This window comes from Pseudomonas sp. Ag1 (assembly GCF_000278565.1).
GTDB lineage: Bacteria > Pseudomonadota > Gammaproteobacteria > Pseudomonadales > Pseudomonadaceae > Aquipseudomonas.
Genome location: NZ_AKVH01000047.1, coordinates 1 through 20,913, shown reverse-complemented (window position 1 = coordinate 20,913; position 20,913 = coordinate 1). Strand labels below are relative to the sequence as shown.

General features: G+C 61.9%; 17 protein-coding genes and 1 pseudogene. 4 read left to right on the top strand and 14 right to left on the bottom strand.

Translation table 11 applies throughout. The features are described from left to right. Positions 1-125 precede the first annotated feature (125 nt). From A462_RS30630 to A462_RS30640, 3 genes are all read right to left on the bottom strand, one after another. The gene (locus tag A462_RS30630) at positions 126-1,424 is read right to left on the bottom strand and encodes an NAD(P)/FAD-dependent oxidoreductase (RefSeq protein WP_008430747.1); all 1,299 of its coding nucleotides are present in this window, start codon (positions 1,422-1,424) and stop codon (positions 126-128) included. After that, the gene (locus A462_RS30635; protein ID WP_003219153.1) at positions 1,421-2,509 is read right to left on the bottom strand and encodes a polyamine ABC transporter substrate-binding protein; all 1,089 of its coding nucleotides are present in this window, start codon (positions 2,507-2,509) and stop codon (positions 1,421-1,423) included. The genes A462_RS30630 and A462_RS30635 overlap by 4 nt, the downstream gene beginning before the upstream one ends. A gap of 161 nt (positions 2,510-2,670) precedes the next feature. Continuing rightward, entirely contained in the window at positions 2,671-4,029 is a 1,359-nt protein-coding gene (locus A462_RS30640; protein ID WP_003219154.1) for a glutamine synthetase family protein, read from the bottom strand. Positions 4,030-4,169: 140 nt separating this feature from the next. On the opposite strand from A462_RS30640, the gene A462_RS30645 reads away from it, so the two are divergent. Next, complete coding sequence (locus tag A462_RS30645) at positions 4,170-5,072, top strand: helix-turn-helix domain-containing protein (RefSeq protein ID WP_008430744.1); 903 nt, start codon at positions 4,170-4,172, stop codon at positions 5,070-5,072. 141 nt (positions 5,073-5,213) lie between these two features. Here the strand turns inward: A462_RS30645 and A462_RS30650 are convergent, their stop codons facing one another. From A462_RS30650 to A462_RS30660, 3 genes are read right to left on the bottom strand one after another with little or no spacing between them, the layout of a single operon-like run. Continuing rightward, a complete protein-coding gene (locus A462_RS30650; RefSeq protein ID WP_008430742.1) occupies positions 5,214-6,311 on the bottom strand; it encodes an acetoin dehydrogenase dihydrolipoyllysine-residue acetyltransferase subunit in 1,098 nt (365 codons plus the stop codon). Continuing rightward, complete coding sequence (locus tag A462_RS30655; protein ID WP_003219158.1) at positions 6,308-7,327, bottom strand: alpha-ketoacid dehydrogenase subunit beta; 1,020 nt, start codon at positions 7,325-7,327, stop codon at positions 6,308-6,310. The genes A462_RS30650 and A462_RS30655 overlap by 4 nt, the downstream gene beginning before the upstream one ends. 39 nt (positions 7,328-7,366) lie before the next feature. Continuing rightward, positions 7,367-8,344: a thiamine pyrophosphate-dependent dehydrogenase E1 component subunit alpha gene (locus A462_RS30660; protein WP_003219159.1), complete on the bottom strand. Its 978-nt coding sequence runs from the start codon at positions 8,342-8,344 to the stop codon at positions 7,367-7,369. Positions 8,345-8,654: 310 nt separating this feature from the next. Between A462_RS30660 and A462_RS30665 the strand changes: the two genes are divergently transcribed. After that, a complete protein-coding gene (locus A462_RS30665) occupies positions 8,655-10,520 on the top strand; it encodes a sigma-54-dependent Fis family transcriptional regulator (protein ID WP_008430739.1) in 1,866 nt (621 codons plus the stop codon). Between the two features lie 43 nt (positions 10,521-10,563). On the opposite strand, the gene A462_RS30670 is transcribed toward A462_RS30665, so the two are convergent. Beyond that, on the bottom strand, positions 10,564-11,343 hold the full coding sequence (locus A462_RS30670) for an acetoin reductase (RefSeq protein ID WP_008430737.1): 780 nt from the start codon (positions 11,341-11,343) through the stop codon (positions 10,564-10,566). Between the two features lie 190 nt (positions 11,344-11,533). On the opposite strand from A462_RS30670, the gene A462_RS30675 reads away from it, so the two are divergent. Further along, positions 11,534-13,696, top strand: coding sequence for a TonB-dependent siderophore receptor (locus A462_RS30675; protein WP_008430735.1), 2,163 nt, complete (start codon positions 11,534-11,536; stop codon positions 13,694-13,696). 159 nt (positions 13,697-13,855) lie between these two features. Here A462_RS30675 and A462_RS30680 read toward each other — a convergent pair whose 3' ends face one another. The 3 genes from A462_RS30680 to A462_RS30690 all read right to left on the bottom strand — a co-directional run bounded on the left by A462_RS30680 (position 13,856) and on the right by A462_RS30690 (position 16,111). Further along, positions 13,856-14,176: a DUF6124 family protein gene (locus A462_RS30680; RefSeq protein ID WP_008430732.1), complete on the bottom strand. Its 321-nt coding sequence runs from the start codon at positions 14,174-14,176 to the stop codon at positions 13,856-13,858. 348 nt (positions 14,177-14,524) lie between these two features. After that, positions 14,525-14,962: a carboxymuconolactone decarboxylase family protein gene (locus A462_RS30685; RefSeq protein WP_003219182.1), complete on the bottom strand. Its 438-nt coding sequence runs from the start codon at positions 14,960-14,962 to the stop codon at positions 14,525-14,527. Between the two features lie 111 nt (positions 14,963-15,073). After that, positions 15,074-16,111, bottom strand: coding sequence for an AraC family transcriptional regulator (locus A462_RS30690; protein ID WP_008430730.1), 1,038 nt, complete (start codon positions 16,109-16,111; stop codon positions 15,074-15,076). 203 nt (positions 16,112-16,314) lie between these two features. On the opposite strand from A462_RS30690, the gene A462_RS30695 reads away from it, so the two are divergent. Continuing rightward, positions 16,315-17,256: a SphA family protein gene (locus A462_RS30695; RefSeq protein WP_003219185.1), complete on the top strand. Its 942-nt coding sequence runs from the start codon at positions 16,315-16,317 to the stop codon at positions 17,254-17,256. Between the two features lie 127 nt (positions 17,257-17,383). Here A462_RS30695 and A462_RS30700 read toward each other — a convergent pair whose 3' ends face one another. From A462_RS30700 to A462_RS30715, 4 genes and pseudogenes are all read right to left on the bottom strand, one after another. Next, positions 17,384-18,592 (bottom strand): DSD1 family PLP-dependent enzyme, encoded by a 1,209-nt coding sequence (locus A462_RS30700; RefSeq protein ID WP_177325563.1) that lies wholly within the window; start codon positions 18,590-18,592, stop codon positions 17,384-17,386. A 59-nt stretch (positions 18,593-18,651) separates the two neighbouring features. Beyond that, on the bottom strand, positions 18,652-19,980 hold the full coding sequence (locus A462_RS30705) for a D-arabinono-1,4-lactone oxidase (protein ID WP_173883077.1): 1,329 nt from the start codon (positions 19,978-19,980) through the stop codon (positions 18,652-18,654). A gap of 77 nt (positions 19,981-20,057) precedes the next feature. Further along, positions 20,058-20,426 (bottom strand): c-type cytochrome, encoded by a 369-nt coding sequence (locus A462_RS30710; RefSeq protein WP_003219191.1) that lies wholly within the window; start codon positions 20,424-20,426, stop codon positions 20,058-20,060. A gap of 236 nt (positions 20,427-20,662) precedes the next feature. Then, positions 20,663-20,913, bottom strand: a pseudogene (locus A462_RS30715) (hypothetical protein); the annotation flags it as partial.

The following is a 20,913-nucleotide window of genomic DNA, read 5'->3' as shown; positions in this document are numbered from 1 at the left end:
TCAACCATGTCCCCGTACACCCGTCAACCATGTGTCCGGTCCGTACACGCTTTTGCAAAGTGACTCGCTGTAAGAGCGAAACCATAGGTGGCCGTTACCGAAGAAACGGATATGTACACAATCAATCACCCCACCATCTCCCGCACCCGATACCACAACATCCCCAACGCCAGCAGCGGCGAACGCAACACCTTCCCCCCGGGAAACGTCATATGCGGCACCTGGCTGAAAACATCCAACCCCCGGCTCTGCCCAGCCTGAATCCCCTCAGCCAATAACCGCGCACACCAATGCGTCACGTTAAGGCCATGCCCCGAATACCCCTGGGCATAGAACACATTCGGATGCTGCTTCAGGCGCCCCACCTGGGGAAAGCGATTGGCGGTGATGCCGATCTTCCCCCCCCACTGAAACTCAATCGCGGTATTCGCCAACTGCGGAAAAACCTTGAGCATCTTCGGCCGCATATACCCCGCGATATCCACCGGATCACGCCCCGAATAATGACAAGCCCCCCCAAACAACAAGCGCCGATCCGCCGAAAGGCGGTAATAATCCAACCCCACTTTCTGATCACACAACGCCAGGTTCTGCGGAATCAACTGATCAGCCACCCCAACCGACAGCGGCTCGGTCGCAATGATGTAGCTCCCCGCTGGCAGCACCTTGCCGCTCAACTTCGGCTCCAATTCCTCCAGATGCGCATTGCACGCCAGCACCAGGTTACCGGCGCGCACGGTGCCGGACGCGCAACGCACCTGCACCGTGTCGCCATGGATCAACTCCAGCACCGGGCTGTCTTCAAAGATCCGCACCCCAAGGGATTCGGCCACACCAGCCTCCCCCAGCACCAGGTTCAACGGGTGCAGATGCCCGGAGCCCATGTCCACCAGGCCACCGGCATACAAGCCTGAGCCAACCACCTGCGCCATATCCTGCGATACCACCAACCGTGTTTCAGGCGCATACCCCAAGGCAGCCAGGCTCTCCAGCTCCCCCTGAAACGCCGCAAACTGCGCCGGCGTATTCGCCAACTCGCAAAACCCCCAGCGCAAATCACAGTCAATCCCGTGCTCGCGAATCCGCTCCCCCACCAGCGCCACCGAATCGATCCCGGCCTGCTGCAGGTAACGCACGCCCTCCTCCCCCACGTACCTGGCAAAGCCCGATACGTCATGCCCAATCCCGCGAATCAACTGCCCGCCATTGCGCCCGCTGGCGCCCCAGCCAATCCGCCGGGCCTCCAGCAAAATCACCGATAGCCCACGCCGGGCCAATTCGATGGCGGTATTGACCCCAGTGAACCCACCACCGATCACACACACATCGGCCGTCAGGTCAGCCCCCAGCGCTGGGCGCCGGGGCATGGCGTTGGCCGAAGCCAGGTAATAGGAACGAGCGTGGTCGGAGGAGGAACGGTTCATTTGTTGGTCTTCACTTTGCTCCAAGACCGCGTCATCAAGCGCATGACGGCGGGCGTCGGGGTGGTGGAAATGTAGAGTTTGTCGAGCACTTCCTGGGACGGGTAGATCTCGGGGTTGTTCACCAGCTCGGGGGCCATGAAGGCCTTGGCCGCCGGGTTCGGGTTGGCGTAGCCGACGCTGGCGCTGACCTTGGCGATCACTTCAGGGTCCAGCAAGTAGTTGATGAAGGCGTGGGCGGCTTTCGGGTTGGCGGCGTCCGCCGGGATGGCCAGCAGGTCGAACCACAGGTTGCTGCCTTCCTTGGGGATCGAGTAGGCGATGTTCACGCCGTTCTTGGCTTCCTTGGCGCGGTTGGCCGCCTGGAACACGTCGCCGGAATAACCGAAGGCGACGCAGATATCACCGTTGGCCAGGTCCGAGATGTACTTGGAGGAATGGAAATAAGTGATGTACGGCCGCAGGGTCAGCAGCTTGGCCTCGGCCTGTTTGTAGTCTTCGGGATTCTCGCTGCGCGGGTCCTTGCCCATGTAGTTGAGGATCGCCGGGAACAGTTCATCCGCCGAGTCGAGGAACGCTACGCCGCACTCGTGGAGCTTCTTGATGTTCTCCGGTTCAAACAGCACGGCCCACGAATCGATATGGTCGATGCCCAACACCTGCTTGACCTTGTCCACGTTATAGCCGATGCCGTTGGTGCCCCACAGGTACGGCACCGAATGCTCGTTGCCCGGGTCGTTTTTCTCCAGCAGCTTGAGCAGCTTGGGGTCGAGGTTCTTGAAGTTGGGCAGCTGCGAACGGTCCAGCTTGAGGAACGCGCCGGCCTTTACCTGGCGCGCCAGGAAGTGGTTGGACGGCACCACCACATCGTAGCCGGTACGGCCGGCGAGCAGTTTGCCTTCCAGGGTTTCGTTGGAGTCGAACACGTCGTAGATCACCTTGATCCCGGTCTTGGCCTGGAAGTCGGCCAAGGTGGTCTCACCGATGTAGTCGGTCCAGTTGTACACACTGACCGTCTGCGCGGCGTGGCCCGCGCTGCTGAACAACGCCGCCAAGGCCAGCGGGAGAAGCTTTTTCACCAGACGCATATCGACACCCCTTTGCTTGATTGATTTTTATGTATTCATCCAGCCATTCTGCCCGTAGCAGCTGTCGAGCCTTGGCGAGGCTGCGTAGCGTTGTATCAGACACAATTGCGGTGGGCCCGACGCAGCCTCGCTAAGGCTCGACAGCTGCTACGGACGAGTCGTCAGACGCTCAGCAGCAGGAACTCACGTTCCCAGGAGCTGATCACCCGCTTGAAATTCTCGTGTTCGGCACGCTTGACCGCGACGTAGCCGCGCACAAACTTGTCTCCCAGGTACTGCTTGACGGTGTCGCACTCTTCCATGCGCGCCAGGGCGTCTTCGATGGTGATCGGCAGCCTCAGGTTGCGGCGCTCGTAGGCGCGGCCTTCCACCGGGGCGCTGGGCTCGACCTTTTCGATCATGCCGAGGTAGCCGCACAACAGGCTGGCAGCGATGGCCAGGTACGGGTTGGCGTCGGCGCCCGGCAGGCGGTTTTCCACGCGCATGGCGTCGGGGCTGGAGCTCGGTACACGCAGGCCGACGGTGCGGTTTTCTTCGCCCCACTCGACGTTGACCGGTGCCGAGGTGTCCGGCAGGAAGCGGCGGAACGAGTTGACGTTAGGCGCAAACATCGGCAGCAGCTTGGGGATGTACTTCTGCAGGCCGCCGATGTGGTTGAGGAACAGTTGGCTCTTGTTGCCGTGCTCATCGACAAACACCTGCTTGCCGGTGGCGATCTCCACCACGCTCTGGTGCAGGTGCATGGCGCTGCCGGGCTCGTCGGCCACCGGTTTGGCCATGAAGGTGGCCGCCACGTTGTGCTTGAGTGCAGCCTCGCGCAGGGTGCGTTTGAACACGGTGATCTGGTCGGCCAGGTCCAGGGCATCGCCGTGGCGGAAGTTGATTTCCATCTGCGCCGGGCCGTCTTCATGGATCAGAGTGTCGAGGTCCAGGCCCTGGGCTTCGCACCAGTCGTAGACGTCTTCGAACAGCGGGTCGAACTCGTTGGCAGCGTCGATAGAGAATGACTGGCGGCCGCTTTCGGCGCGACCGGAACGGCCCAGCGGGGTCTTCAGCGGCAGGTCCGGGTCTTCGCAGCGCTGGGTCAGGTAGAACTCCATCTCCGGCGCGACAATCGGCTGCCAGCCCTGGTCGGTATAGAGTTGCAGGACCTTTTTCAGCACGTTGCGCGGCGACAGTTCGATGGGGTTGCCCTGCTTGTCGAAGGTGTCGTGGATCACGATGGCCGTCGGCTCGATGGCCCATGGCACCACGTAGGTGGCGTTGGACACCGGGCGGCAGATCATGTCGATGTCGGCCGGGTCCAGCAGGTCGTAGTAGATATCGTCGTCGACAAAGTCCCCGGTTACCGTTTGCAGCAACACACTTTCCGGCAAGCGCATGCCTCGCTCATGCAGGAACTTGTTGGTGGGCGAAATCTTGCCGCGTGCGATGCCAGTCAAATCACTGATCACGCATTCGACTTCGGTAATCTTGTGTTCTTTCAGCCAGGCGGACAGCTGATCGAAGGGGGCGTTCATAAGGACCTCGTCATGGGTTGGATGCTGCGCCGCGGGCTTCCCTCGCGGCGCATTGAGGTCTATCTTGGGCCAGCCGTCCAACGGCATCTATCCACTTTGCGCCAACCACAACGCACCAATAGAGTGCGCCCAGGTTACCCATGACACAGGCAACAGCTTTGCGCGTACAGGCCTTCACCACCGGTGATGTGGCCGCTCAATGCAGTGCGACACCCGGTTGGGTGCAGCAGTACCAGCAGATGTCCCCGGGGCATTTTGCCGGGCAGATCCGCTATCTCGACCTGCAAGGTGTCGAGGTGTACGAAGAGCGGATGAACACCCGGGTGGAGCAGAACTTCAACGCGCCGCCGGGTTCCCTGGCGTTCTGTTTCGATGGCAGCGACAACGCGCTGTACGTGCTCAATGGCGAAAGCCGCAACACCTGGATCACCCCGGAAAACTACCGCGAAGTGGCAGTGGTGTTCGGGCCGCAGTTTGTCCAGCGCCATGGTCTGGATGTGGCGAAGCTGGAGGGGTTGTTCATGGCCCCGCTCAACTCCCTGCAAAACCCGTTGTTCAGCCGCTGGCTCAGCGGCACGCTGACGCGGCTGTCGGCGACGCTGGACCTGCCGAGTCGTGATGCCCTCACGCAACAGTTGCTCGACGATTGCCTGTTCATCCTCGACAACGCCTGCGTGTGCCTCGACAAGGGCTCATTGCAGCGGCGCACCGAGGAGCGAATCATCATGGCGCGCATTGGCGAATGGGCGGCGGATGTGCCGGATGAAACCGTCAACCTGCTGCAACTGGCGCGCATTGCCGGGGTGCCGTTGCGCCAGTTGCAGCACGGGTTCAAGACGTATACAGGGATGAGCCCGGCGCAGTGGTTGCGGTTGCGCCGGTTGAACAGTGCACGGCGGGAGTTGTTGAGCCCGCCGTCAGTGGACACCACCGTGGCGGAGGTGGCGATGAATTGGTCGTTCTGGCATTTGGGGCGTTTTTCCAACAGTTATCGGGCGTTGTTTCAGGAGTTGCCCAGCGAGACCCTGAAGCGCCAGAGGTAAATGTAGGAGCGGGCTTGTATGGGAGCGGGCTTGCTCGCGAATGCGGTGGGTCAGTCAATAAATCTGGCACTGATACACCGCCTTCGCGAGCAAGCCCGCTCCCACATTTGAAGATCGTTCCCACGCGGAGCGTGGGAACGATCAGGTCCGAAGAAACGCCAGCATCAACTGATTCACCCGCTCCGCTGCCTCCAGCTGCACCATATGCCCCTGCCCCGGCAGTATCTCCACCTGAGCCTCCAGCCCCTGGGCATGGCTCGCCGGGATGATTGCGTCCTCACTGCCCCAGATCACCAGGCTCGGCTGCTGCCCCACCACACTGCGCAAATCCACCAATTGCCGACCACCGCTGAACAACGCTCCGGTGATCTGCCGCAACGCCTGCTCCACACCCTCCAGGCGCTTGAACTTGAGCATGTCTTCCAGCATCTGCCGAGTCACCAGCGCCGGATCGCTGAACAGTTGCACCAGTTGCGGCTTGAGTGCATTGCGATTGCTCGCGTCGATAAAACCTTGCAGGTAGTCACTGTTGATCTGCGTACCCAACCCAGCGCTGGCGATCAGGGTCAACGACGCCACACGCTGCGGTGCCACCCGCGCGAGGTTCAGGGAAACCAGCCCGCCCATGGAATGCCCGGCGAGGTGTACCCGGTCAACCTTCAGATAATCCAGCAGTGCCAATACCGCCTGGCTCAGCTCCTCAAGCTCGCCCGTTTGCAGGTACTTGCCCGACTCGCCATGCCCCGGCAAATCCAGGGCGATCACCCGCCGCTCAGCCGCGAGCACCGGGTGATTGAACAGCCAGTTATTCAGGTCGCCACCAAAGCCGTGCACCAGCACCAGCGGTGTGCCGCCCTCCCCGAGGTCCAGATAGCGCAGCAGGCGCCCGCCCACCTCGACCTTCTGTGCCGATGGCCCGCTGGCTTCAGCCTCGGCGGCACTGGAAACGAACCCCGCCTGGAACGCCTCGATCACCCCATCAATCTCGGCCTCGCTGGCCTCGCCTTCCACCACGATTGCCAGCAATGCCCCCACGGGCAATGTCTCATCGCTCTGGGCCAACACCCGCCGCAGCACCCCGCTGAAGGGTGCCTCGACACTGCTGGAAATCTTGTCGGTCTCGACATCCAGCACCTCTTCACCCTTCTCCACCCGGTCGCCCGGCTGCTTGAGCCAGACATCAACCCGGCCCTCGGTCATCGACAGCCCCCACTTGGGCATGGTCAGTGTATGGATCATGCGGCATTCCTCTTGTCGGCGATCTTCAGCACCGCAGCTTCGATCTTCGCCGCGTTGGGGATGTACAGGTCCTCCAGGGCATCGGAGAACGGCACCGGCGTGTGAGGCGCGGTGACCATTTCGATCGGCGCGCGCAGGAAGCCGAACGCCCGTTGCGCCACCAATGCACTGATGTCCGTGGCAATCGAGCAACGTGGGTTGGACTCGTCGATCACCACCAGGCGCCCGGTTTTCTCCACGCTTTCAAGGATGCTGTCTTCGTCCAGCGGGCTGGTGGTGCGCAGGTCCAACACTTCGCAGTCGATACCCTGGCGCGCCAGATTAGCTGCGGCTTCCAGGGCGATGTGCACCATGCGCCCGTAGGTCACCAGGGTTACATCGTTGCCTTCACGCACGTAGTTGGCTTCGCCGAACGGCACGGTGTACAGCTCTTCCGGCACTTCGCCCTGGAGGCTGTAGAGCATTTTGTGTTCGAGGAAAATCACCGGGTCGTTGTCGCGGATCGCCTGGATCAGCATGCCCTTGGCGTCATAGGGCGTGGCCGGGCACACCACCTTGAGCCCGGGAATATGCGTCCACATTGAAGTGAGCATCTGCGAATGCTGGGCCGCCGCACGCAGGCCGGCGCCGTACATGGCGCGCACTACAAGCGGTGTGGTGGTCTTGCCGCCGAACATGTAGCGAAACTTCGCCGCCTGGTTGAGCAACTGGTCGAGGCAGCAGCCGATAAAGTCGACGAACATCAATTCGCACACCGGGCGCATGCCTCGGGTGGCGGCGCCGACGGCCATGCCTACATAGCCGACCTCGGAGAGCGGCGCGTCGAGCACGCGGTCGGGGAATTCCGGGTACAGGCCCTTGGTGACGCCGAGCACGCCACCCCAGGCGTCCTGTTCACCGGGCGAACCGGTGCCGCCGGACACGTCCTGGCCGATGATGAACACGCTCTGGTCGCGGCGCATCTCCTGGGCCAGGGCTTCGTTGATTGCCTGCTGATAGCTGATTTTTCTAGCCATGATGACTTCTCCACGGATTGTTTTTGTAGTGGGTGGCGGTTAGCGGTAGGCGACGTAGACATCGCTCAGCAGGTCGGCGGCCTGGGGTTTGGGATCGGACTTGGCCAGGCGCACGGCGTCTTCGATCAGCTGCGCGACTTCGGTGTCGATGCGTTCGAACTGAGCCGCGTCGAGCCAGCCTTCGGCGGTGCAGCGCTGGCGAAACAGGCTCAGGCAGTCGCCGGTTTCCCGCAGGTTCTTCACTTCGTCCGGGCCGCGATAGGTTTGCGCATCGCCTTCGAAGTGGCCGTAGAAACGGCTCAGTTTGACCTCCACCAGCGTCGGCCCTTTACCGCTGCGGGCACGCTCTACCGCAACGCCGAGGGCGGCGTGCACGGCAAAAAAGTCGTTGCCGTCGACAATCACCCCCGGCATGCCAAAACCCACGGCGCGCTCGGCAATGTCCTTGCAGGCCACCGACCAGCCGGACCCGGTGGCTTCGGCATAACCGTTGTTCTCGGCCACGAACAGGCACGGCAGGTTCATGATCGAGGCCAGGTTCATCGCTTCAAACACCGCGCCCTCGTTGGAGCCGCCGTCGCCGAAAAACGCGACCGCCACCCCCGCGCTGCCCTTGAGCTTGGCCGCCAGGGCCGCACCGGCCGCCAGCGGCGCCCCGGCACCCACAATGCCGTTGGCGCCGAGCATGCCCTTCTCCTGGTCGGCAATGTGCATGGAGCCGCCCTTGCCGCCGCACACCCCGGTTTTCTTGCCGTAGATCTCGGCCATCATGCCGAACACGTCCACACCCTTGGCGATGCAATGGCCGTGGCCACGGTGGTTGGACGCGATGCAATCTTCATCGTTGAGGTGGGCCATGACCCCGGCGGCGCTGGCCTCCTGGCCGGCATACAAATGCACGAAACCGGGAATCTCGCCGGTGGCGAATTCCACGTGCAGGCGTTCTTCGAAATCACGGATGGTGCGCATCACGGTGTAGGCATGGAGCAATTGATCGGTGGACAGGTGAGTGGACATCTTGTCGTTCTCCAGGTTGTCTCGACACACAAAAGGCTGGATCAGGCCAGCTGCAAGGCACTCAGCACGGCCTGTGCCAATCCGTTGGAAAACCCGGAAAAGCCTTGACCCAGAGCAGTTGTCTGGAAGCGTGGACGTGCCACTGTGGGCCGTTCAATGAGACGCGCCGTTGCAACCTGCCCGCAGCGTCTCAGGCGCAATGAGACGCTGCGTCTCACCTCGGGCAGTTGGTCAGGCCGGCCTTGTTCCTCCCGGCCCATGGGCGCTTAATGGCGGGCATAACAACAAGGATCGAGAACCGGAGGCTTCAATGCTCGCCGTGAACTCCAAGGACCATGTCGACTGTGTCAGCCGCGTGGTACGCAACGCCGACCGCCTGCCCCAGGCGCCGGTGCCGTCGCTGATTTTTGATTCCTGGCGCCGCTCCATGGAGCAGCACCACCTCGACCCCGGTTCCCTGCAAGGGCCGCGCATCCTCACCAGCACCCTGCTCAAGGAATGCCGCGAACGCGCCGAACTGTTCATGCGCATCGCCAGCGAGGAAGTCGGGCAGATTCACAACCGGGTGCGCCACGCCGATTACTGCGTGATGCTTACCGACGCCCAGGGCCAGACCATCGACCATCGTGTGGACGCCGGCATTCGCAACGACTGCCGCAAGGCCGGCCTGTACCTGGGCACCTGCTGGTCGGAAGCCGAGGAAGGCACCTGCGGCGTGGCCACGGTGCTGACCAGCAAGGCCGCGGTCACCGTGCACAAGCGCGACCACTTTCGTGCGGCGTTTATCGGCCTGACCTGCTCTGCCGCACCCATCTTTGATCCCCAGGGCAACCTGCTGGGCGTGATGGACGCCTCCGCCCTGAAATCGCCGGATGACCGGCGCAGCCAACACCTGGTGCGGCAGATGGTGGCGCAAAGCGCGCGGGCCATCGAGAACGCGTTTTTCATGCACAGCGCCCGGCAACATTGGGTGTTGCAGGCCCACAGCACGCCCGGTTACGTCGACAGCCAGCCGGACATGCTGCTGGCGTGGGATCAGGATGGGCGGCTGCAAGCCTTGAACAGCAAGGCGCGGCAGGCCCTGAGGTTGCGCTTCGGGCAATTGCCGGAGCATATCGGCGAAGTGTTTGACCTGGACGCGTTGCGCGCCGTGACCGATCAATCGACGCAGCAGTTGCATTGGTTCGGCGAGCCGGGGGCGTTGCAGGTACGGGTCAGCGCGCCGCGGCGTAAGGCTGCACGTGCGACGGTGTCTTCGAGTCATCAGGTAGACCCGCGAGTAGAAGAACATCTGCGCCTGGCCGTGCGGGTCAAGGACCGCAACCTGCCGGTGCTGGTCCAGGGCGAAACCGGCGCCGGCAAGGAAGTGTTTGCCCGCCAGTTGCATGAACGCAGCGCCCGTCGCGACGGACCCTTTGTGGCGGTGAACTGCGCGGCGATCCCGGAAAACCTGATCGAGAGCGAACTGTTCGGCTACGTGGCCGGGGCATTTACCGGTGCCTCCAGCAAGGGCATGACCGGGCTGCTGTTGCAGGCCGATGGCGGCACGTTGTTTCTCGACGAGATCGGCGACATGCCGCTGGCGTTGCAGACGCGACTGCTGCGGGTAATGGCCGAAGGTGAAGTGGCGCCGCTGGGCGGGGCAAAAACCCGGGCGGTGGATATCCAGGTGATCTGCGCCAGCCATCGGGACTTGGCGGCGCTGGTGAGTGCTGGAAGCTTTCGCGAGGATTTGTATTTCCGGTTGGGCTGTGCGCGGTTCTGTGTGCCGCCATTGCGCGAGCGCATGGACAAACTGGCATTGATCAATCGGCTTCTGGAGCAGGAGGCGCGGCACAGCGGTGTTGCGGTCGGGATCGCGGCAGCGGCGCTGGAGTCGCTGCTGGGTTATGCCTGGCCGGGGAATGTGCGGCAACTGCGGCATGTGTTGGCGTATGCGTGTGCGGTGTGCGATGGCGGGACGATTCAATTGGCGGATTTGCCGGTGGAAGTTCGTGGTGACGCGGTTGCGGTGGAAACATCGGAAAGCGTGAGTCCTGAGCGGCAGTTGGTGCTGGACGCACTGATTCGGCATCGATGGAAGCCGCTGGCGGCGGCGCAGGCGTTGGGGATTTCCAGGGCGACCTTGTATCGGCGGGTTAACCAGCTGGGTATCGACATGCCCGGCAAGCACTGACCCAACACGCTCCCACATTTTTTGACCGAGTGATTCCGCCAGCTCAGCGGTACAGAATCCCGCCATCAATCAACGGCGATTGCCCGGTCATGTAATCCGAATCCGGCCCCGCCAGGTACGACACCAGCCCCGCCACATCCTCCGGCGTTTCCGCCCGGCCCAACGCAATCCCGTCCACATACTTCTTGTACGTCGCCCCCACCTCGGCACCGGTAATCTCGGCCATGCGCTTGTCGATCTCGACCCACATGTCGGTGCCCACCACACCCGGGCAGTAGGCGTTGACGGTAATCCCGTCACTGGCCAGTTCCCTCGCCGCGGCCTGGGTCAGCGCACGCACGGCAAACTTGGTGGCCGAGTACACCCCCAGCAGCGCAAAGCCTTCATGGCCGGCAATCGAGCAGGCATTGATGATCTTGCCCTTCTGCTTCAGCGCCTTGAATTTCTTGCCTGCGGCCTGGATGCCCCAAAGCGTGCCCTGCACGTTGATACGCAGCGTGCGGTCGACCTGTTCCGGGGTTACGTCCAGCAGTGCGTCAATCTGTGCGATGCCGGCGTTGTTGACGATGATGTCGAAGCCGCCCAGGGTCTGGTGGGCATGGTCCACCGCCGCGACCACTTGCTCCAGCTTCGAGACATCGGCGACATACACCGAGGCCTTGCGCCCCAGTGCAACGACTTCGGCCGCCACCGCTTCAATCTTCGCGCTGTTGATGTCCACCAACGCAATGTCGGCGCCGTCCCGCGCCAGGCGCAGGGCGATGGCCCGGCCGATGCCTTGCCCGGCGCCGGTCACCAGTGCAACTTTTCCAGCGATACTCATGACGATCTCCTTCAACGGTGAGAGAAGCCTTGTCTATCGCAGTTGCCAGGGGCCGCTGTCGAGCAGCAGCAGGATTGATCTGCGGGCTGAGACGGGACGTCTCAAAGCGAACCATTCTCGAAAACTTGTAAAACGCCGCCGTTATGCCTAGCTTATGCGCCCTCCGCTCTGCGCTCTCAGGCCTTCCCCCATGGTTTTGCGTCTTCGCCCCGCTGCCCCTTCACGTTTTGCCCTCGGCCTGTTGCTCAGCGCAGGTATTGGAAGCAGCCAGGCGGCTGATATCGAGCTGCCGGAGGTGAAGGTCCAGGGCCAGGATGAATCCGGCTATAACACCGACACCGCGTCGGTGGGCGCTTTCAATGAGGCGCCGTTGCTCGACACGCCGGCCTCGATCGCGGTGTTCAACGAGTCGTTGATCAAGGACCAGCAGGCGCGCTTGCTCAGCGAAGTGCTGCGCAATGACGCCTCGGTGGGCGACAGCTATGCGCCCATCGGCTACTACGAAAACTTCGTGGTGCGCGGTTTCTCGCTGAATGCCGCCAGCAGCTACAAGATCAATGGCCGCACCATCACCGGCGAGCAGAACGTTGCCCTGGAGAACAAGCAGCGCGTGGAGCTGCTCAAGGGATTGTCGGGTATGCAAAGCGGGATTTCCGAGCCCAGCGGCGTGATCAATTACGTGACCAAGCGCCCGGAGGATGTGCGCTCGGTGACGGTGTCCACCGATGATCGCGGCAGTGGTTACCTGGCCACCGACGTGGGCGGCTGGTTTGGCAGCGAGCAGCAGTTCGGCCTGCGCGCCAACGTGGCCCATGAAGACCTGCATTCCTATGTCGAACATGCCAATGGCCACCGGGATTTCCTGTCCCTGGCGTTCGACTGGAACATCAGCCCCGACGCGGTATTGCAGCTGGATGCCGAGTATCAGAACAAGCAACAGCGCTCGGTGCCGGGTTATCAGTTGCTGGGCGGGACCGAGGTGCCGCACCACGCGTCGCCGAAAAAACTGCTGGGGCATCAGAGCGGTGCGAATCAGGTAGGGATTGATTCGCTGAACCTCAACGGCAAGTTTGAATATCGCTTCAGTGACCAGTGGAAAGGCAGCGTCAGCGCGGCGCGCAGCAAGGTGGTGATTGATGATTACAGTTCGTTTGCGTGGGGCTGCTACGGGTCCGCGAGCTGTGCCGGGGCCAAGGTACCGAACTACTTCAGCCCGGAAGGCAACTACGATATCTATGACTTCCGCAGCCCTGATGACACCCGGCGCGATGATGAAATCCAGGCCGCGATGACCGGGTTGTTCAATACCGGTGGCCTGGGGCATGAGTTGACGTTTGGCAGCAGTGCGTTTCGGCGAGTGGTGGACAAGCGCGAATCGGTCAACGAGATGATTGGCTCCGGCAATATCAATCAGGACCCGGAAAACTTCGCGCCCACCGATAAGCCCCTGAACGATAGTCATCGCAACCTCGACAGCCGCCAATACGGCCTGTTCGTCACCGACCGCATCAGCTTCAACGAGCAATGGCAGACCATCGTGGGCGGCCGCGAAGTGCGCCTGGACGAAAAGGCTTTCGATGATCAGGGCAACGAGTCGCGCCACACCCGGCAGTATGTGTTCCTGCCCCAGGCGGCGCTGATCTACAAACCGATTGAAAACCTGTCGCTCTACACCAGCTACAGCAAAGGCCTGTCCCTGGGCGGTACCGCGCCGTGGTTTGCCCTGAATAAAGATGAAACCCTCGCCCCGACAGTTTCCCGCCAGATCGAAGCCGGGGTGAAATACGACTGGCGCCGCATCAGCTTTGCCGCCGCGATCTTCCAGACTCGCCAGGCCTATCAATATGCCAGGCCGGATGACGCCGGCGACTACACCTACGTGCAACAGGGCGAGCAGAAAAACACCGGCCTGGAATTGTCCGCCAACGGCTGGGCCACCCAGCGCTTGCAGATCGCCGCCAGCGTCGCGGCCATCCGTGCACGGGTGACGGGCAGCGGCACGCCGGAATACGAAGGCCATCAGGCGATCAACGTGCCGAAACTGCGGGCCAGTCTGTACGCCGACTACGCCCTGCCCTGGGTCGACGGCCTGGCGCTGCTCGGCGGCGTGCAATACAGCGCCAACAAGTACGCCAATCGCACCGGTGATGTGGAAGTGGGCGACTACGCCATCGTCAACGTCGGCAGCCGCTACACCACCAAACTCGATGGCTATGAAACGGTGTTTCGCCTGAGCGTCGACAACCTGTTCGACAAGCGTTACTGGCGCGATGCTGGCGAATACATGGGCGATGACTACCTGTTCCAGGGTGCGCCGTTGACGGCGCGCTTGAGTGCAACAGTTAACTTCTAGAAGAACAAAGGTGGGAGCCGTCGAGCTTTAGCGAGGCCGCGATGGCGGTGGATCAGCCGATATCAATATTGACTGTGCCGCCACCATCGCAGCCTCGCCGGGGCTCGACAGCTCCCACACTGGATCTGCTTCTTAGGTTGAATACGGTTCCTTAACCGCCTAGACCGGACATTTCTGCTCCATCGCCCGATCAACCAACAACACCGTCAACTCCAGCAACTGCCCGATGGCCAGTAACTGACAACGTTGCTTGTCGTCCATTGTCTCCGCCAGATCCTGAACAAGGCCGCACGCGCCATTAAGGGTCTCATAGGCGTTGGCCAGCAGCGCCTCCGTATTGGCGGCAGCATTGATGGAAAACAGTGGAAGGTAGCCGTTGGTGTGTGGCGGAGGTGGAAGAGCGTGACGGGCAGCGCGACTCGCAGCGTCCAACAGCGCTGCTGAATCTTTAGGCGGGGGATTCGGCGTGACTTTGTGCATGACATATCTCCAAGTTTGGCTGGAGCTGCACCTAATCGCCGCGACGCGATGGAAGGTGGCAGCTGTACGCAGGTTCGCGGACCGAGAACTTGGAACTCGGCATACCCGAAGGTATCCCACGCACAGCTGCCATAACACGAAACGCCGAACACCAAAGTGTCCGGCGCAAAGCGGTGGCAATTATGCATCAAGTTAGCGGGCCGCGAAGCCCGATTGCTGAGTGTCAGCAACCGGGGGAGGTTAATCTGCGGTCCAAATCGAAGCAATCCCGGCATCTCGTGGGAAAATTCTGTGGGTCTGCTACGCAGCCCAGCGGGAGCAAGCTCCCTCGCCACAGGTGACGCGGGGTTATTTAGGCATCTTGCGAAAACCCACCGCCAGACGGTTCCAGCTGTTGATGGTGGCGATCGCCACGCTCAGGTCGACTTGCTCTTGCGGGCTGAAGTGGGCGGCCAGTTCGGTGAAGTCTGCATCCGGTGCGTGGGTCTGGCTCAGCAGGGTCAGGCTTTCGGCCCAGGCCAGCGCGGCGCGTTCACGGGGGGTGAAGAACGGCGTTTCACGCCAGGCCGACACGGTGTACAGGCGGCGCTCGGTCTCGCCCCCCTTGCGGGCGTCGGCGGTGTGCATGTCGAGGCAGAAGGCGCAGCCGTTGATCTGCGACACACGCAGGCGCACCAGCTCCAGCAGCGGCAGTTCGATGGACAGTTTGCCGACGGCAGCCTCCAGGGCCAGCATGGCTTTCATGGCATCCGGGGAAGCGGTGTAGAAGTCGGTACGAGCTTGCATGGTGATACTCCAGAACAGTGGGGATTGGTGTCTAGAGTAGTGACGAGGGGGCATTGGACAAATAGCCAATCCGGGGAAAGATCAGGTAGCCAATGGGGCCAATCCTGACGATCACCCCGGCCCTGCGCCTTCACCGCGAAACGCACTGGGGCTCAGCCCGGTCCAGCGCTTGAACGCCCGCCGAAAACTGCGCACATCGCTGTAGCCAACTTCCTCGGTGATCCGTTCGATGGACAACCCCGGGTTGCTCAGCAAGCCCATGGTCCTTGCCCTGCGCACCTGTTCCAGCAAGCCCTCGAACGTCAGCCCATGCTCGGTCAGGCGCCGGCGCAAGGTACGCCCGCTCATGTTCAAGTCACTGGCGACCTTTTCCAGCTGGCTGCCCTGCAAATCCCGGGAAATCGCGCGCTCCACCGCCTGGATCAAATCCATTTTCTGATGCAGTTGCGCGCTTTCCAGTTCCAGCAGTTCCAGGGCCTGGCGCAAGGCCAGGGCATGGTGATTGGGCAGCCGCACATCCAGCCAGTGGCTGGCCAGGACCATGCGGTTATGCAGGCAGCCAAAACGCACATCCGCACCCAACAGCTGGTGATAGTCAGCGACATAGCTGGGCGCGGCGTGGATAAATTCGACCCGCAGCGGCATGAAGCCCTCGCCCACCAGGGCGCGGCCATACACCATCAGGCTGGCGAAGAACTCCTCGGCGGCAAACACCTGCACCTCGGCGTAGGGCAGCAGGCATTCGATATCGACGAAAACTTCCTGGGGGCCTTCATGGGTGCGCGAGGTGGCGATACCACCGGAGGTGTGCTGATGACGTTCCCCGATGGCAAACGCATCGCGCAACGTCTTGCACAGTGAAATCACATGGCCGAGCAGGCCCAGGGTGCCGAGTACGTTCTGATGGCCTACCCACAGGCCCAGCCCCTGGTCGGGCAACACCTTGAGTGCACGCTGGATCATCGCTACCGCCTGGCGATAGGAAATGCGCTGGGCCGGGTCGTCCAGGTCGGCCAGGGTGAATCCCAGGCCACGGCACAGGTGCTCGGCGCTCGCGCCTTTTTGCGCGACCACTTGGCCGAGGGTTTGCAACAGAAATGGCGAGACCAGGGCCAGATCATAGTGCGGATCAACGGCTTTCCTTTGCATGGATCTTCGATTCCCGACTGAGTGCTTCAGTTCTTGTTTTGGAAACATCCTGACAATCATAGGCTCTTGCAAGAACTGCTGCACTCTGGATGAAAGCTGTCCGCCAAAGTCCCCCTATGTGGCCGCCAATACCCTGCCCCGCCGGGCGCCGAGGGCTTATTTCTATAGGCAGCGTCGTCCTGATAATAATAATGAGCCCAGACATGAACACGACCCGTGCGTTTTACCCCGTGCAACTCGCCCTGTTGACCCTCATCAGCCTGCCGGCCCTGGCCACCGAAGGCGGCGTCGACAACATCGGCCCCGGCACCGATGGCTTCTACATCCTGCCGCTGGACGTCAACAACCTGCCCGACCACATGTTCGCCTTCAACATCTATTACAACCATTACGAAGCCAGGAAGCTCGATATCAGCTCGTTGGGTGGCAAGGTGCCGGACGTGAAGATCAAGTCCGACGCGATCATCCCGCGCCTGGATTACCTCAGTCCGTTGCGGGTATTCGGCGGGCGCCTGGGCGGCTACATCGCCCAGCCGTACCTGAAGCAACAGGTGTCGCTGTTCGGCATGTCCGACACCCGGGAAAGCATGGGCGACACCACCGTGGCGCCGATCATCCTCTGGGACCTGGGCAAGAACCTGACAGTGGGCACCGCCCTGGAAATCACCCTGCCCACCGGCGAATACGACGCCACGCGCCTGGCCAATACCAGCAACAATTTCTACACCTACAAACCGTTGGTGTCGGCGACCTGGATGCCCAACGAGCGCACTGAGCTGTCGATCAAGACCACCTACAGCTTCAACAAGGAAAACCCCGACACCCATTACCGTTCGGGGCAGATTTTTCACTTCGACTACTCGGCCAGCTACAAGGTGACGGATAACCTCAGCCTTGGGCTCAACGGCTACTACCTCAAGCAGACCACCGACGATAAGCAATACGGGCATACCGTGGTGAACATCTATGGCGAAGATGTGGATGACGGGGTCAAGGGCCAGGTGTTTGCGATCGGTCCGGCGGTGTATTTCACCTTCCTCAAGTATGCGAGTGCCGAGGTGCGCTGGGCCAAGGAGTTTGATGTGCAGAACCGGCCGGAAGGCGACATGTTGTGGGCGAAGTTGACGATTCCGTTTGCCCTGTAAACCCGGCAAAAACTGTAGGAGCGAGCTTGCTCGCGAAAAACGTCAACGATAACGCGGGCCGTCTGGATGAACGCGTCGTCCTTGGGTTTTTCGCGAGCAAGCTCGCTCCTACAGTGGGACGGCGTTGTCAGGTGTAGACCGGCCAGGTATCGACGATTTTCCCGCCCCGTACTGCCAGCAAATCGCCGAACTGCAGCAGCACAAACTCACTCTGGGTCGGGCGCAGAAACACCTGGTCTTCCACGTTCAGCCCCACCTTGGGCGAACCATTGACCATCTCCTGATTGGAGCTGCGCCCGTACAGTTCATTGCTCTGCAACCCCCTGGGCGATTCAAACTCCGCCATCCAGTTGCCCCCATAAATAAAGAACGTGGCGCGCTGATTCGCATCCCACCACGAGAACAACCGCGACTTGCCGTCCAGCGCCGGAATGTCCACCGGCCCGGTGCTTTTCAACACGGGCGTGGCGATATAGGCCGCCGGCACATGCTCGCTCAGCGACGGCAAGTCATAGTGCGTCGGCTTGAGCAACGCCGTGCCCACCGACACCTCGCTGCTGAGCTTCTCCTGCTCGTGAATGCGATAGCTCGGGCTGCCTGCCGTATTCAACGTCAGCCCGTCGCGCCACAGCGGCGCAAAGTGCTGGCGGGTGTAATCCACATAGCCGTTGTAGCGCTGCATGACTTTGTCGAACAGGTCCTGGGGCGAGCCGAGAATCCCCGGCACGCCCATGCCCACGAACGGGTCGTAGCCCATGAACCCACTGAATTCCAGCTGCTGCGGATGAGCGCTGATCAGCGTGAGCATTTGCCCCAGTACCGCGTTGTCGCTGATGCCGCCGCGATGCAGGCCCACATCCAGCTCGATATTGACCCGCAGTTTGGTGCCCAGCCCCTGGGCCAGCGCCAGGTATTGTTGCAGGCGCTCGGGCGTGTCCAGCAGCCATTGCAGCTGGCGGGACGGGTCGAACGGGCCCTTGTGGGTTTGGTAAAACAACTCGGCGGAACGCACCGGCAACGGCTTGCCCAGCAGGATGTCGGCGTCGGGAAACACCTGGGCGTCGTGATTCAGAAATGGCTGATGAAACGACATCAAGCGCTGGGTGCCGGCTCGCTTGGCGATGTACGCCAGCAGCCCCGGCGACGGCAGGGATTTCTCCACCAGCCGCAGATGTTTGCCGCCGCGCTGCACTGACTGCATCACCACGTCGATGTTGTGGTCCAGGCGATCGAGGTCGATCAGCATCACCGGGCGCATCGGCCCATGGGCCTTGAGTTCCTGGTTGAGGCTGCGGAAATACTCGGTGTAAGGGCTGCCCCGGTCGCCCGGCCTCAGCAAGATGGCACCACCCACCAGCAACACGCCGGTGCCGAGCATGAAATGTCTGCGGTTCATCAGGCCACTCCCAGAATAGACGACAGGTGCGCATTGAGGAATTTGCCGCTGGGGTCCAGCTCGCGGCGCACTCGGGTAAATTCCTCCCAGCGCGGATACAGCGGCTGCAAGGTGCGCGCATTGAGGGTGTGCAACTTGCCCCAGTGCGGGCGACCGGCGTATTTCCAGAAGATCGGTTCTACGGCGGCGAAGAAGTTGTGGTGGTCCATGGTGTAGTGCTGGTGCACGGAAATCGAACAGCTGTCGCGGCCCTCGAACATGCTCAGCGGAATGTCATCGGCCTTGACGTAGCGGTACTCGATGGGAAACCAGGTGCGCAGGTCCTTGTCGTTGATCAGCTTGAGGATTTCCCGCAGACATGCCGGTCCGTGCTCGGCGGGCACCGAATATTCCATCTCGTTGAAACGCACGTTGCGCACGTTGGCGTACACCTGGAACGACTCGGCCACGCGGTCATCGAAGCTGGCAAAAAAGCGCAGGCTGTTGAGCAAGGTACGCCGGGCCTCGGGGAAATCGCTGCCGTATTTGTCGAGTTTCTCGATGATCGATACAAACTCGTTGCCGCCCGCCTCCGCCGGGTCGATGGGCGGGGTTTCGGGGTCGGTGGTTTCGTTCAGGGCGATGGACAGGGCGTAGTCGGAATGGGTCACCACGAGCATTTCCCAGTGCTGGTTTTCCCGGGTGTTCTTAGCCACGTCCTCCAGCAGTTCTTCAGTCTTGGCGATCCACTGGCGCTCCCTCAGGCGGTACGGTGCGCGGTTTTGCAGGCGGACCTGGGTGGCCACGCCGAGGGCCCCGAGGGACACCCGCGCGGCACTGAACACCTCGGGGTGGCGCTTGGCGTCGCATTCCAGCACCTCACCCTGGGCGGTCACCAGTTGCAGGCCGGTGACGCAACCGGAATATGAGGTGAAGCCCACACCGGTGCCATGAGTGGAAGTGGAGATCGCCCCGGCCAGGGTCTGGTAGTCGATATCCGCCATGTTCGGCAGCGCCTGCCCGACGTCTTTCAAGGCCTGGCCCATGCGCGACATCGGCGTGCCGGCGGCGAAGGTGGCCTGCACGGTTTGCGGGTCGTGATCCAGCAGGCCATTGAAGTAACTCAGGGACAGCAACGTGCCGTCGGTGGGCACCAGGGCACTGAACGAATGGCCCGAGCCCACCGGCCGCACCTTGCCCGGTGCCTGGCCGATGACCTGCACCAGTTCATCAAGGTTCTTCGGCGCCAGCCGCGCCAGGGGCAGACAGGTTTGCGCCCCCGACCAATTGCGCCAGGGAATCAGCCGCGGTGCCCGGGCCAACTGGGCCAGCACCGGGTTACTGGTCAATGCCATGAACGCGCCGGCTACCGCGCCGCGCTGCAATAATTCTCGCCGTGAAAGCCCCATCGCCTACCCCGTTATTCTTATTGGATGTGTTGACCCGACATAAAGCTGATCAGCCCCAGGAATTGCTCTTCGGAGCACTGCACGCACATCCCCATCGGGGGCATGCCGTTGTAGCCGTTGATGGTGTGGTCCAGCAGGGTGTCCGGGCCCTGGGCGATGCGCGGGCTCCAGGCCGGGCCGTCACCGGTCAGCGGCGCACCGGAGGCCGGGTTGGCGTGGCACAGCTTGCAACTGGTGTCGTAGACCTGGGCCAGGGCTGCGTCGCTCGGCATGGCATTGGCCGCCGTGGCACGTTCGGGGGGATGTTTCGGTTTGTCGCCACAGGCTGTCAGCAGGCAGGTCACGGCCAGCAGCAGACTGATGCGACGGGGGTTGATTGCCCGCATAGCCACCTTCTCTCTTATTGTGTGAAAGCGTGATCCACACTAAGGCAGCCAGGGCGCGGCGTTGAGGGTATTGGGGGACAGAAAGGGGGGCTTGGGCGGACAGTTGATTGAGCCGCAACGCCGATCAAATGTGGGAGCGGGCTTGCTCGCGAATGCGGTGTATCAGTCATCAGATCTGTTACTGATACACCGCATTCGCGAGCAAGCCCGCTCCCACCGTTAGAATCGAGGTGGGCTTAGAAGGCTATACCGACCTTGAACCCGTACTCGTCACGCTTGAGCTTGGTGTTGTCGGCCACGTACGAATCGTCATCGAGCTTGTACTCGGTGCGGGTGTAGTACAGGCCCGCCATCACTGGCAGATCGCCTTTCTGGTTCATCAGCAGGCTGACTTCGGCGTACGGGTTGGTGCGGTCCTTGAGGTCCACGGTGTCGCTGCCGATGCCGTCGACCTTGAGCTTGGCGCGGCCGTCGATGGTATGGCGGG